A 12568-nucleotide genomic window follows, 5' to 3' on the forward strand; every position below is an offset into this window, starting at 1 on the left:
AATTGACATAGACGCTATCGTTAGCCTCCTTGAGCGACAGCAGGCCGCTAATGCGGCAACACAGCTAATCTAGACCAGCTGATATTTCTCCAGGCGATAGAGAAAGGCCTTATAGCTCAGGCCTAAACACTTGGCGGCCTTGGTGCGATTGCCTTCGAAACGGTCCAGGGCTTGGCGCAGGCAATCCTTCTCGAAACTCTCCCACTCGATACCCGCCTCGGGTAAGACAAAACGCCTGGTATCCAGCGGCTGCGGCGCGGCGCCGAGTTCCTGCACCATCTCCTCTTCATCGCCGAGTAACACGAAACGTTCGATGCGATTCGCCAGCTCGCGCACGTTACCCGGCCAGCTATGGTCCAGCAGCGACTTTAAGGTATCCCGGCTTAGCTTGGGCACCTCCATGCCATATTGATTGGCGTGGAGTTTAAGAAAGTGCTCCACCAGTCGGCCGATATCCTCGGGTCGCTCCCTAAGCGCCGGCATATGGATAGGCACCACGTTGAGGCGGTAATAGAGATCCTCGCGAAAACGCCCCTCAGCCACCTCCTGCTGCAGGTCCCTATGGGTCGCGGCGATCACCCTGACATCCAGCTTTATCTCGCTGTTCTGCCCGAGGCGGGATATTACGCCCTCCTGCAAGAAACGCAGCAGCTTGGTCTGTTGCAGCAGGGGCAGCTCGCCTATCTCGTCGAGAAAGACGGTGCCGCCATCGGCCGCCTCTAGCTTACCTATCTTCTGGGTATTGGCCCCCGTGTAGGCCCCCTTCTCGGCGCCGAACAGTTCAGCCTCGGCCAAAGACTCGGGGATCGCGCCGCAGTTGATGGCGATGAAGGGCTTATGGCTACGCGCCGACAGCTGGTAAAGCGCCCTCGCCGCCAGCTCCTTGCCCGTGCCACTCTCGCCGCCGATCAGCACGGTTGCATCTGTGGCGCTCACCCGCTGCACCCTCTGATACACCTTCTGCATCAGGGCAGAGCGCCCCACCAGCCCCACCAGCTCCTGCTGCTGAGACAGCTCGGAAGAGAGGCGGCGGTTCTGCCGCTTCAGCGCAATAGATTTGGCCACCTTCTCTATGGCCAACAGGAGGCTCTGGCGCTGATAGGGCTTGGCCAGATAGTCGTCTGCCCCCGCCTGCATGGCGTCTACCGCATGGGTGATGGTGCCGTAGGCGGTGGCGATGATGAAGCCCATGTCCGGATGTTCGCGCCGCACATAGTTAAGCAGATCCATGCCGGTTAACTGCCCCAGCTTCCAGTCGGAAAACACCAGATCCGGCGCCGATGCCTTTATCATCACGATCGCCTGTTCGACGCTGTCGGCGCTCTCCACCAAATACTGGTTGGCCGTCAACATCTGCACGATCAATGCTCTCTGATCCGGCTCATCCTCTACCACCAAAATATGCAACTTAGGCTGCTCCATCATACTTCCTCTGTCTGGGGCTTATCTTCTTGCTGTGTTTTATTACTATCGGGCTTGGCGAAATAGAGGGTCACCAGAGTGCCGCCGCCGGGATTATCAGCAAAGGTGATGCGCCCACCGTAGTGCCCTTGAATCAAACGCTCGGCGATATAGATCCCCATGCCGGTACCCTCCGCCTTGGTGGTCACGTGGGGCTGGGCCAGCTTATCACGCACCTCAGGGCTGATCCCCTTGCCGGTATCGGCCACCACTAAGGTATAACTCTCATCATCCTCCGCCAGGGTCAGGTCGATACGGCCTGTGTCCGGGGTGGCCTCCACCGCGTTGATCATCACGGCATGCAAGATGCTGCGGATCTCCGACTCGGCGCCCTGCACCTGGATCCCTTGATCCTCACAGTGAAAGGCGATGCTGGGCTTGCTGCCGTTGATCGACAGTTCCAGTAAGATATCCTGCACTGTGGCTGCCAATGGCACCCAAGACTGGCGATTCACCTGAGTGCTCGACAACGTCAGCAGAGATTGAATGCTCTTATCCATCATGGCGATCTTCTGCTGCATCTGGCTAAGCAGCTTGTTTGCATCCTCTATCGATTCTGACTGAGCGACCGCCTCAGACAAGAGCCCCAGGGTGTGCAGCGGATTACGCAGGCTATGGGCGATCCCACGAGTCACTTCACCCAATTCGGCAAGCTGTTTCTGTTGCGCCATCTGCTTCTTCTGCTCGCTTAGGGAGGCGAGCTGACTGCTCATCTTATTAAAGCCGTTGAGGATACTCTTTAACTCTTTGACCCCACGCTCATCCACCTGATAACCAAGCTCCCCCTGTCCCAACTTCTTATGGCCCTTCGCCAGGGCCGATAACGGCGCGCTGATCACATGGCTGAGCATATAGACCAATAAGAGGCCAGCCAGTGAGCTCATCAGAATCGCCCCTATCATGGACTCGCTGAAACGCTCCAGTTGCTCGTTGGTCTCCTGATTAGGCAAGTTGATATCATGGGCAAATTCCACCGCAACCTTACCCTTCTCCGGCGTAGTGGGCGAGATAGGCGCGTCTATGATGGCCACGTTACCCTTGTCGAGCCAGCTGTTGGTGTCTATCTCTATCTGACTCACGGCGTCATGCAGGCGCCGGCGATACTCATCGGCAGCCTCGCGCTTGGCCTCGGCAATACTGGCTCTCTGACGCTGCTTAAGCTCCTTCTCGTAGGACATCATGGCGTTGAGATGATCCCTAAGCTCCTGCTGCTTGGCCGCCAGCTTGGCGCGAAAGAAGGCTTTTTGCTCGGCGGAGGCATTATCCGTCTCCATCTCCATGCGCACCACCTCTTCGCTGAGCTGGGCAATCGCCTGGGAGACAGATTCGATATCCTGCTCAAACTCCTGCCTGAGCGCCTCGGCATCTTGAAGCGACTCCTGCAGGGCCTGCTCATCGAACTGCACCACAAACTCTTGTTCTGTGCCGACGTTGTCGATCAGCACCTTCACCAGGTTTTGCGACAGATCCCGCGAGCGCTCACTGAGCTCGCTCTGCAACTGCGCCTTATAGAAATGGGACACCAGCAGCTGGCTGCCTCCCAATATCAGGATGAGCGCGCCAAATAGCACAAACAGATAACCTTTAATCGACATAGAGCCCTCTAGTTTCAATAACAATGCCACGCCGGCGCTTGAGAAGATTAGTAATAGAGCGCCCGCCTCTCAGGTTATACAAAAACAGTACCAAGATAAAACCCCTTGTGGATCACCCGATTAGCCACCGGGGGTCTCTAGCCATGCCCAGACTAAGCCATGCATTTCCCCAAATCGGGAAATCCATGTCCTATATGGGGGTGAATCGCCAGGGGCGACAGAACTGATTTTTCAACCCGAGCCTCACCAATGCCCATCCAGACTGGATTTCGCTAATTTGGCACGCCTCTAGCAGTACATAGGGAAATCATTCATCACGAATTCATCACTACGGAAGGAAACACCATGAAACTCAGTAAACTCACTTCGTTTATCGCCTGCTCTGCACTACTGTCATTTACCCTGGCGGCAGCACCTACCAACGTGCGTCAAATCGATTTTAATGACAATCAACTCAAGGCCAACTTGATTCAAGATGGCGACAAGGGCACTAAGTTTACCCTGGACCTCCAGGGTAAACAGCACCACTACAGCTTCAGCAATGATGAGATAAAAGATGAGAAGCTCATTAGGCAGAAGCTCGCTAAGCTGCCTAAAGAGACCCAAGATAAGATGGTCCGCCTGCTCAAGCAGATCGACGGTGACGAGTCTCACTACCATTACCTGCGCCACAGCGAACTATCTGAAGCCGATCAGGCCAGAATGGACGCGCTCACCAAGAAGATGGCCAAGAAAGAGGCCGAACTAGCCAAGCACATCGCCAAGATAGAAGTTAAAGTTGCGGCTAAAAGTGCTGAAATGGAGGCCAAAAGAGCCGAAATGGAACGTAAAGCCGCTGAGCTTGAGGCTAAGGCCCGTGAATTCGAGGTGATTATAGATACGCAAGATGGCGAGTTTAATAAAAACATAGAGCTGTTATCGGACGATATCGCCGAGATCGCCACCGAGATAGCCGAGATCGAAATGAAATACCACGGTGACGGTGAGCGAGAGTTTGTGGTGATAAGAGGCGATGACGAAGCCGATGTGGAGCAGCTGATCCAGCTTATCGAAACCGGTAAGCTGAGCGATGACCAAAGGCGCAAACTTCAACAGGCGCTAAACAATGATGATCGCAAATAAATGAAATTGTGAACAATGCGATAGAATGCGCCGCTGCCCCAAGGTAATCTGCCACCAAGATGTTTACTCTCACTCCGACAACTTGAGGCAATTATCATGTGGTGGCGCATTCTCATCATCTTTCTCGCTTTTGCACTGCTCGGTGCTCACTTTATGCGCTTCGGCCAGACGCTGATCAGCGCGGCCTTCATCGCGGCACCACTGCTGCTATTCATTCGCCACGTAGCAATCACCCGTACCCTACAGTTGGTGCTTATCTTAAGCGCCATCTTCGTCTGGGGCCTGAGCGGCCTGGATTATGTGCAGATGCGCATCTCCATGGACGCCCCCTGGCTAAGACTCGCCATCATAATGTCGGCGGTGACCCTGTTTACCCTGCTGGCATCATTCTGCTGCCAAGGCGTGCAGCGCCTGAGACAAGCTAGACGTTAGACTCTCATTTAATAGTTATGCGCTAATAAGTCATGCACTAACGAGTCATTCGCTAACTTGTCTTTCGCAAAAAAGTTAGACCACGCAAGATACCTGGCCGACCGCCATCCCTTGATTCAGGCGCTTGGCCAGCATTCGCCGCGCCAAACTATCCACCAGCACGTTGAGTAAAGCGGTCACGATAAGCAGATAGAAGGCGTTGTTGTAACGTATCTCGCTAAAGGCGCTATCGATATAGAAGCCTAGCGTCATCACCCCGAGCACGCCAAAGATGGCAGTCTCCCGCAGTATCACCTCGAACCGATAGAAGAGTAGCGACATCAGGTTGGGATAGATGCGCGGCAACACCTCATAACCATAGTGGTCGCTGCGGCGCTGGTACAGGGCGCTGGGGTTGACCAGGCTGTCCTGGCGCGTCAGCAGATAGGCGATCAGGGCGCCGTTGTGCAGCCCAAGAGCCAAGATGGCGGGTAACATGGAGGGGCCACAGAGCATCATGAAGATGAAGGCCAGAATATACTCAGGCATGGAGCGCATGATCAGTAGCAGAAGCTGCCCTATGGGCATAGAAAACTTGCCGCGGCTATGCATGCTGACAAAACGATGGCCAAGCAGTGCCAGCAGATGGGTTAGCCCCAGCGCACTGACCGCCAGCACTAAGGTGGCGCCCACGCCGGGTAAGGCCTGCTCCAGTGTCAGGCGCTGCCACCAGCTGGCAAATCGTGAAAGTCCCTGTGCAAACTCTTGCTGCCCATAGATCACCTCGCGGATCCCAGGAGGCAGAATATCTACCGTTAAGAACTGCCAAACCAGCTGCAGATCCACGCTGGTCAGCTTAGGCAGGGTAAACAGCGCCGCCAACAGATAGAGCGGCAATAGACGCCTGCGTGACCAGAGCGGGATAGTGCCAATCAGGACCACGAAGAGAATGAGCAGCGCCGCCCCCTCATGATACTTACCCTGACGAAAGGCGGTCTCTAAGTAGAAACCCAGGGTCGGCATGCCGATGAAGCCCAGTACGGCGCTGCTGCGCAAGGCACACTCGAACCGGTAGCGCACATAGGCCAGCATCAAAGGCAGCACATGACCAAGCTTTCCGTAGAAGTAAGCGCTCAGCCTGTCGCAACCGAAAGGCAAGGTTTCATTGGTGCTAATGGGTGCCTGCTGCAGTATGTCATGAAATACCCTGGCGAAGGTGGCGCCATAGGGTAAGGCGATCGCCAGCACACCCGTCACCGGCGACAGGCCAAAGACTTGCAGAAAGAGCAGCGCCCAGAAGATCTCATGGATCCCCCGCACCATGGCGCAGATCCCAGCTATCCAGGGCGAGCGATAAACCAATGCCAAGGGGGAGCCGAGCAGCAGGCCGAAACTCACCCCAAGCAGGGCAAAGCTCACCGTCTGCCACAGGGCATTGACCAGCGACTCGGTGGCGAAGAAATCTGGCGTCAGCAGCCCCTGCCCCATGCGCAGCAGTTCACCCCAGGGATCCAGACTGATGATCTCAATATCGACAAACAGCAGACTGATCGCCACCAGCAGCCAGAGGCCCAATGTCAACCGCTGCCAGGGCCCGACAAACTTAAACATCTGATCTAAACATCGAATGTGAACATCTAATTTTAAACATCTAATTTTACAAACCCTAGCTCGCCGCCATCTGGTTATCGAAGAAGCAGGCCAGCTGCTCACCATCGAGTTGACTCGTCGGCTTATCGAGCACCAACTTGCCCTCGCTAAGGCCTATGATGCGATCGAAGTGACTCAGCGCTAAGTCGCTGTCATGCAGCACCATGATCACGGTTTCGTGACGAGCCTTGACCAGACTCAGCAGGCGCTGGGCCATCACGGGATCCAGGGCCGAAAACGACTCGTCGCCGATGAAACTAGGTTTTTGCTGATAGAGCGCCCGCGCCAGGGCAACCCGTTGGCGCTGGCCGCCAGAGAGCGAAGAGACAGGCTTCTGCAGCGGCGCCTCAAGGTACAGCTCAGCGCACAGCAAGGCCACCTCTTCACGCCTTGCTGCCAATGGCCAGGCGAGATTTAACAGGTTATAGGCAAAGGAGTGCCTGGCCAGCGCGCCCATATAGACGTTATGGAATACGCTCAGGGCATCGACCAAACCTTGGGATTGACTGCATAGGGCGGCGTCTTGCTTAAGCTGCTCGTAAATATAACTCAGCAGCGTCGACTTACCCGCCCCAGAGGGACCGACTATGGCTAAAGACTCTCCCCGTTTAATCGACAAGTCGAGATCGTCGATGACCCGAGTCTCACGATAACTCAGGGAGAGTGATTCTATTTGGAGCACTGAATTAATCTAGCAGGCCGATCGCCGTGGCCACAGATTCGATAGGCTCGTAATCTGCGTTGTCTGCCTCAACAAACGACTGACGTGGGAAGCTGGCTAGCAGATCCGGATCTTTCATCTCCAGTAGCGCCTTGGTCAGCTTCTCGGTAAAGCCTGCACCGAAACGTTGATCGGCATCGGCACGTACCGTCCACTGATAGTCTGGATAGGCAGGGGTTTCCCAGATCACCTTCACCTTGCTGGTATCGACTGTGCCATTGGCCACCGCCGTTTCCCATACCTTGTAGTTTACCGCGCCTACCTGATAAGCACCGGCCTCGACTTGGGCGATGGTGCGACTATGGTCGCCAGAGAAACCGATACGGGTAAAGATATCTTTCACCTGCTTGCCCATGTTGCGCTCGATGTAAAATTGCGGCATCAGGCGGCCAGAGGTCGACCCTTTCGAACCGAAGGTAAAGGTATAACCGTTCAGGTTAGGGAAGTTGGTCGACTGCTCGAGCGGAGTCGAGGCATTGGCGATGAAGAAGCTCTTAAAGTATTGATCTTCATAACCCTGGGCAATCGCTTGTGATCCAGGCACCAGACGTCTCGCCTGCACGCCAGAGAGACCACCAAACCAGGCCAGCTGCACCTGATTGTTACGAAACGCGGTAACGGCTGCCGAGTAAGATTTGACCGGTACATAGTTAACCTTAACGCCCAGTTCAGTCTCCAGGTACTTTGCTACCTTGTTAAAACGCGTCTTTAGCTGACTCTCGTTTTCATCAGGGATGGCGGTAAAGGTAAAGGTTTCGGCTAACGTCGCCGGCACAAACAAACAGGTAAAGATTAAGGGTAGAATTTTAGCGAAGGACATATCTAGGCCTAAACGAGTAAGAAATTTACCGGATTCTAACCATTTGACAGGCAAATTAACAGGCGGAACATGACCTTATTGCTCACAAAAATCTAACAACTAAACTTTGTTTGAAGATGAGTCAGTCCCTGTTAAGCTAACCTATTATAAATTAATGTTTTATAAAACGTCCTACGCTTGGCGAACAATTGCCCCAACGGGTCACCGAGCGAGCACTTAAATAAACATAGGCAAAGTATATGAGAATTTTGGTCGTTGAAGATGATCCCCTACTGTCCCACCACCTCAAGGTACAACTGAGCGAGTTAGGCAACCAGGTTCAAGTCGCCCAGACCGCCAAAGAAGGCTTCTATCAAGCGACTAACTATCCCATAGACATTGCCATCATAGACCTTGGGCTGCCGGATCAAGACGGTATCTCGCTGATCCAGTCTCTGCGCAAGGCCGAACTCAAGGCGCCAATTCTTATCCTCACCGCCCGGGTCAACTGGCAGGATAAGGTCGAGGGGCTCAACGCCGGCGCCGACGACTATCTGGTGAAACCCTTCCAAAAAGAGGAGCTGGTCGCCAGACTCGACGCCCTGGTGCGTCGCAGTGCGGGCTTCGTCAAACCGCAGATCACCAGCGGACCACTGGAGCTGGACTTGGCCGCCAAACAGGTCACGCTGGATCAGAGCCCCATGGAGGTGACCGCGTTTGAATATCAGATCCTCGAATACCTAATGCGCCACTGTCACGAGGTGGTGGCCAAACAGCGACTGCTGGATGTGATCTATGGCGATAAGGAAGGCGATCCCAACACCATTGAAGTAATGGTCAGCCGTCTGCGCAAGAAACTGACCAAGGGCGGACTGGAAAACCCCATCGCCACCATTCGCGGTCAGGGCTACAAGTTTAATCTGCCATGCAAATAAGGTTTAAACCCAAACAGCGTCTGCTCACGCGGATGTTTCTCACCTCGCTCTCCATCATCGCCTTGGTAGGCTTCGGCCTCGCCTGGCTGGTCAACCTATTGTACGCCCAGAATAGCTACAACGAAGAGACCGCCGAGCTTATCGCCGAGATCCCCAAGGTGGCCGCCGAGCTGAGAGAGCACGACCTGATCCCCGAGACCTCAGAATGGCTCGACGAGAACAACACCCCGGAAAAATATATCATCGCCAGCTGCAACGAGGAGTTTAAGCAGGTATGGACCTCCTCTCTGGCCGTAGATCGTGGTCTGTTCGACACCTGTGAGCGCTTCAACGAGATACGCTTCGACTCGCCACCCTACTACCTCAATCTCGCCGACAGTAAAAACTACTTCGTCTACCTGCTCTCGGTGGAGATCGCCAAGCAAAAATACAACCTGCTGGTGATGAAAGACGCTCAGAAGCTGGAGCAGGAATTCGACAAGTTCAGTCGCCGCACCTACTGGCGCCTCGGCATGATCTTGGCCCTGGCCTTAGTGCTATTGATCAGTGCTGGCTACTGGGGAATGCGTCCATTGGTGCGTATGCGGAACGAGCTGCACCAGGTCAGCAGCGGCAAGGCCAAGGCGCTCTCCGAGGATTACCCTGTGGAGCTCGAAGGGGTCACCCAGGCGCTCAACCAGCTGCTGGTACAATCCAGCGCCCAGCAGGAGCGCTACCAGAACGCGATGAACGATCTCGCCCACAGCCTGAAGACGCGTCTGGCGGCGGTGCACGCCATCACGGACGATCAGACCCTGAGCAAGTCGAGTGCCAGCGAGAAGATCATGGAACAAGTCAGTCAGATGGATCAGTTGGTCAAGTATCAGCTCAAGCGTGCCATGCTCGGCCGTAAGGGCCTCAAGCAGGAGCAGACCCTGGTTGCGCCGCTGATCGACCAGCTGTCGCAGATGCTGTTTAAGGTCTACCGTGACAAGCAGATCCAATTTAGCGCCGATATCCCGGATGATCAGGTGTTCCCCGGCGACAAAGGCGATCTGATGGAGCTGTGCGGCAATCTGATGGAGAACGCCTTCAAACTCTGTATCAGCAAGGTCGCGGTCACCGCCCGTTACGGCGAGAACAGCGAGTTTATCTTGATCGTGGAAGATGACGGCCCGGGGGTTCCCGAGGCCATTCGTCAACGTATCATAGAGCGCGGCGTGCGCGCCGACACTCAGAAGGCCGGCCAAGGCATAGGGCTAGCCGTCTGTAACGAAATCGTCTCCAGTTACAACGGCAGCCTCAGCATAGATACCTCATCCCTCGAGGGAGCGAGGTTCACCATCAAGATCCCGCTTTAACCCACAGGGGCGTATAGCTTCTCGGCGCGGTTAAACATCACCCAGGAGGTGGCGATATACTTATCGCCACTGATGGGCATATTGCCCCTGTGACTGTGAGTGAAGCCTGCCGGCGCAATCACCATAGTGCCCTTCTTCGGCTTAATCTTACGCTGCTGATAGAAGAACTCGGTTTCACCGCCCTCTTCCACATCGTTCAGATAAAACATATAGAGCACGACCCTGTGCAGCGCCTCGTTGTGTCCCATCTGCGGAAACTGCTCCGAGTGCCAATGGGGGTAGCCCCCCTTACCCTGCTGATAATGCTGAATATTGATGGTGCCGCTGCGATACAGGTACTGCACCAAAGGCTGCACCCTGTGCCTTCCCAGGGTATCGAAATTGTCCGGGGTCAGGGTCTGTGGCTTACCCTGTTCGTCCGCCAGAGTGACCGCCACCGCCCCCATCAACCCCAGGGCATATTTTTCAAAATATTGCGCGCTGTGTTTTAGCGTATAATTAAGGAGTTCGTTTCTCAGTGGCAGTAACTCCTGAAAGTTATCCATGGTTATGTCACGGCTAATTTTCTTTTCCAGGTCAACACCATGACCCGTAATACCATCAATGACACCAGGATGTGTGTTGACGGTCTCGATGAGACGATCGCACAGTTCATCTGGAATGGCATTGGGGTAGACTTCGATGAAATCCATGTACAACTCGCTAAATTAGACAAATTTGTGATGCAACTATGCTGACACATAGCTTAAGTAATTGTAAAGCCAGCTGGTTCAGATAAAATAACGCGCAACTTAAGGCAAACGTAAAGACACATGAGCAGAAGCTGTAAGGTAAACACAAACCAACTACAAGTGGGCAATTTTGTTAGATTACCTGTCTCCTGGAAAGACCATCCCTTTCTATTTAATTCCTTTAGACTCAAGCAAGAAGCTCAGATCGAACTAATCAAAAAACTCGGTATCGAGTATGTGTTTGTCGACCTGGATAAGAGCTCAACGCCGCCGCTGGGCAAAGAAGATGCCTACGATGCCCCAAGCTTTAGAGATGACGGCGACCTGACCAAACTCAGTCAGCAGATGAATCAAAACAAGCAGGAGCGTATCGAGCACCTCAAGAAACTCAAGCGCGATCTCAAAAAAACCGAGCAGGAGTTTGACCGCTCAGTTGCCATGATGCGCAACCTGATCGCCAAGCTGAGAAATCGCCCGCTTAACGCCATTTCCGACGCCAAGGAGCTGATCAACAGCATCACCGAAGAGCTCCTCAACTCCGACAACCTGGTGCTGCACCTGATGAGCGACGCCAAAGACAGCGACGGGATCTACTATCACTCCCTCAACGTGGCGGTGCTCTCTATGATGATCGCCAAGGAGCTGGACTGGCCAAGAGAGGATATCGAGGCCGTCGGCATGGGCGCCCTGTTCCATGATACGGGCAAACTCAAGATCCCGCCTCAGCTGCTTCGCAAGAAGACGCCGCTCACCCAGCCCGAGCTTAACTTCATCCGACAACACCCCGCCATGGGGATAGAACTGTTGAAGCTGGCCAATAACTTCCCCGAAGATGCGGCGCCAATCGTCAGAGACCATCATGAGTTTCTCGATGGCAGCGGCTATCCCAGAGGCTTGAAGGCGGAACAGATCAGCCTGCCAACCCAGCTGGTCGCCGCGGTCAACCTCTACGATCAGCTCTGTCACCCAGAAGGGCAAGTTAAGGCACGAACCCCCTATGCGGCACTCGGCTACCTGTATAAGAACTACAAGGAGCGGCTAAATCAGGAGGCAATTGGTAAGCTCATCAAGATGCTTGGCGTCTATCCGCCAGGCAGTGTGGTGGAACTTTCCAGCGGACAATATGCCATGGTGATGGCGGTGAATCTCGAGAAGATCCTCTTCCCAAGGATCTTGGTATACGATGCGCTCGTGCCGAAAGAGCAGGCGCCTATCGTGGATCTGGAGAGCGAAGGCCTAACTATCGTCAGGTGTATCGCCCCCTCGGCCCTGCCGGAAAAGATCTTCAAATACCTGAGTCCCAGAGAGCGGGTCAGCTATTTCTTCGGTGGCGATAAGAAGGCGTAACGCACGCCTGACTGTCTTTCTCCGCAGGCCAGACTAAAATTAGAGTACTGGCCTTGCATTATGGCGTTTATGCGCTAAGGGGAAAGAGTATGGTAGAGCTACCCGATTTCGACAGCCTGAAATGGCTGGCGCAGCATGCGCCGCAGCAACTGGCCACCCTGCAGAAAAATCTCAACAAGGCCTTGATCAGCGAGGCCCATGCCAACAACCGCGCCCAACTGGAAACCATTCGTCATCATCTTGAGTTCAAGCTGTCGCGCTGCAGCACGCCTTACGCCCGCTGCTATATGGCGCTGCGGCTGATGAATGACAAGTTCATCACCTTAAATCAGGTGATCAATCAGCCCGACCTTTACACAGATAACAGAGCTAAGGTGCTCTGTTATCCAGGTAAATAACTCACGCCGTTAAAATGTGCGTTTGGCTGCCGGCCAAAGCTTTAAGCCAGGCCGGTAC

The 12568-nt window shown here is 54.3% G+C and carries 12 protein-coding genes; 6 read left to right on the forward strand and 6 right to left on the reverse strand.

Annotated elements, in window-relative coordinates:
- Positions 1-69: 69 nt before the first annotated feature.
- Positions 70-1422 (reverse strand): sigma-54-dependent transcriptional regulator, encoded by a 1353-nt coding sequence (locus tag K0J45_RS11945; protein WP_220045291.1) that lies wholly within the window; start codon positions 1420-1422, stop codon positions 70-72.
- Complete coding sequence (locus K0J45_RS11950; RefSeq protein WP_220042721.1) at positions 1422-3056, reverse strand: sensor histidine kinase; 1635 nt, start codon at positions 3054-3056, stop codon at positions 1422-1424. Before K0J45_RS11950 ends, K0J45_RS11945 begins: the two co-directional genes overlap by 1 nt.
- 345 nt (positions 3057-3401) lie before the next feature.
- On the opposite strand from K0J45_RS11950, the gene K0J45_RS11955 reads away from it, so the two are divergent.
- Both K0J45_RS11955 and K0J45_RS11960 read left to right on the forward strand, forming a co-directional pair.
- Entirely contained in the window at positions 3402-4178 is a 777-nt protein-coding gene (locus K0J45_RS11955) for a hypothetical protein (protein ID WP_220042722.1), read from the forward strand.
- A gap of 96 nt (positions 4179-4274) precedes the next feature.
- Entirely contained in the window at positions 4275-4610 is a 336-nt protein-coding gene (locus K0J45_RS11960) for a hypothetical protein (RefSeq protein WP_220042723.1), read from the forward strand.
- A 75-nt stretch (positions 4611-4685) separates the two neighbouring features.
- Here the strand turns inward: K0J45_RS11960 and K0J45_RS11965 are convergent, their stop codons facing one another.
- The 3 genes from K0J45_RS11965 to K0J45_RS11975 are packed head-to-tail and all read right to left on the reverse strand — an operon-like array spanning position 4686 to position 7780.
- Positions 4686-6200 (reverse strand): PhnE/PtxC family ABC transporter permease, encoded by a 1515-nt coding sequence (locus K0J45_RS11965; protein WP_220042724.1) that lies wholly within the window; start codon positions 6198-6200, stop codon positions 4686-4688.
- Between the two features lie 55 nt (positions 6201-6255).
- On the reverse strand, positions 6256-6921 hold the full coding sequence (locus K0J45_RS11970) for an ATP-binding cassette domain-containing protein (protein WP_220042725.1): 666 nt from the start codon (positions 6919-6921) through the stop codon (positions 6256-6258).
- A 4-nt stretch (positions 6922-6925) separates the two neighbouring features.
- The gene (locus K0J45_RS11975; protein WP_011866144.1) at positions 6926-7780 is read right to left on the reverse strand and encodes a putative selenate ABC transporter substrate-binding protein; all 855 of its coding nucleotides are present in this window, start codon (positions 7778-7780) and stop codon (positions 6926-6928) included.
- A 239-nt stretch (positions 7781-8019) separates the two neighbouring features.
- Between K0J45_RS11975 and K0J45_RS11980 the strand changes: the two genes are divergently transcribed.
- Together K0J45_RS11980 and K0J45_RS11985 are read left to right on the forward strand one after the other, a co-directional pair.
- A complete protein-coding gene (locus K0J45_RS11980) occupies positions 8020-8694 on the forward strand; it encodes a response regulator (protein ID WP_011866145.1) in 675 nt (224 codons plus the stop codon).
- Positions 8685-10034 (forward strand): ATP-binding protein, encoded by a 1350-nt coding sequence (locus tag K0J45_RS11985; RefSeq protein WP_220042726.1) that lies wholly within the window; start codon positions 8685-8687, stop codon positions 10032-10034. The genes K0J45_RS11980 and K0J45_RS11985 overlap by 10 nt, the downstream gene beginning before the upstream one ends.
- Here the strand turns inward: K0J45_RS11985 and K0J45_RS11990 are convergent.
- Positions 10031-10726, reverse strand: a complete 696-nt coding sequence (locus K0J45_RS11990; protein WP_011866147.1) for a 2OG-Fe(II) oxygenase — start codon at positions 10724-10726, stop codon at positions 10031-10033. The two genes, K0J45_RS11985 and K0J45_RS11990, sit on opposite strands and share 4 nt — an antisense overlap.
- 120 nt (positions 10727-10846) lie before the next feature.
- On the opposite strand from K0J45_RS11990, the gene K0J45_RS11995 reads away from it, so the two are divergent.
- Both K0J45_RS11995 and K0J45_RS12000 read left to right on the forward strand, forming a co-directional pair.
- A complete protein-coding gene (locus K0J45_RS11995) occupies positions 10847-12112 on the forward strand; it encodes a cyclic di-GMP phosphodiesterase (protein ID WP_220042727.1) in 1266 nt (421 codons plus the stop codon).
- 89 nt (positions 12113-12201) lie between these two features.
- Positions 12202-12510 (forward strand): DUF3135 domain-containing protein, encoded by a 309-nt coding sequence (locus K0J45_RS12000; protein WP_220042728.1) that lies wholly within the window; start codon positions 12202-12204, stop codon positions 12508-12510.
- Positions 12511-12568 lie beyond the last annotated feature (58 nt).

The sequence above is a fragment of the Shewanella alkalitolerans genome, assembly GCF_019457575.1.
Taxonomy (GTDB): Bacteria; Pseudomonadota; Gammaproteobacteria; order Enterobacterales; family Shewanellaceae; genus Shewanella; species Shewanella loihica.

Excerpts from the sequence above, each read along its gene's own strand:
- K0J45_RS11945 (WP_220045291.1), bottom strand. The coding sequence starts at position 1,422 with ATGGAGCAGCCTAAGTTGCATATTTTGGTGGTAGAGGATGAGCCGGAT.
- K0J45_RS11950 (WP_220042721.1), bottom strand. The coding sequence starts at position 3,056 with ATGTCGATTAAAGGTTATCTGTTTGTGCTATTTGGCGCGCTCATCCTG.
- K0J45_RS11955 (WP_220042722.1), top strand. The coding sequence starts at position 3,402 with ATGAAACTCAGTAAACTCACTTCGTTTATCGCCTGCTCTGCACTACTG.
- K0J45_RS11960 (WP_220042723.1), top strand. The coding sequence starts at position 4,275 with ATGTGGTGGCGCATTCTCATCATCTTTCTCGCTTTTGCACTGCTCGGT.
- K0J45_RS11965 (WP_220042724.1), bottom strand. The coding sequence starts at position 6,200 with ATGTTTAAGTTTGTCGGGCCCTGGCAGCGGTTGACATTGGGCCTCTGG.
- K0J45_RS11975 (WP_011866144.1), bottom strand. The coding sequence starts at position 7,780 with ATGTCCTTCGCTAAAATTCTACCCTTAATCTTTACCTGTTTGTTTGTG.
- K0J45_RS11980 (WP_011866145.1), top strand. The coding sequence starts at position 8,020 with ATGAGAATTTTGGTCGTTGAAGATGATCCCCTACTGTCCCACCACCTC.
- K0J45_RS11985 (WP_220042726.1), top strand. The coding sequence starts at position 8,685 with ATGCAAATAAGGTTTAAACCCAAACAGCGTCTGCTCACGCGGATGTTT.
- K0J45_RS11990 (WP_011866147.1), bottom strand. The coding sequence starts at position 10,726 with ATGGATTTCATCGAAGTCTACCCCAATGCCATTCCAGATGAACTGTGC.
- K0J45_RS11995 (WP_220042727.1), top strand. The coding sequence starts at position 10,847 with ATGAGCAGAAGCTGTAAGGTAAACACAAACCAACTACAAGTGGGCAAT.
- K0J45_RS12000 (WP_220042728.1), top strand. The coding sequence starts at position 12,202 with ATGGTAGAGCTACCCGATTTCGACAGCCTGAAATGGCTGGCGCAGCAT.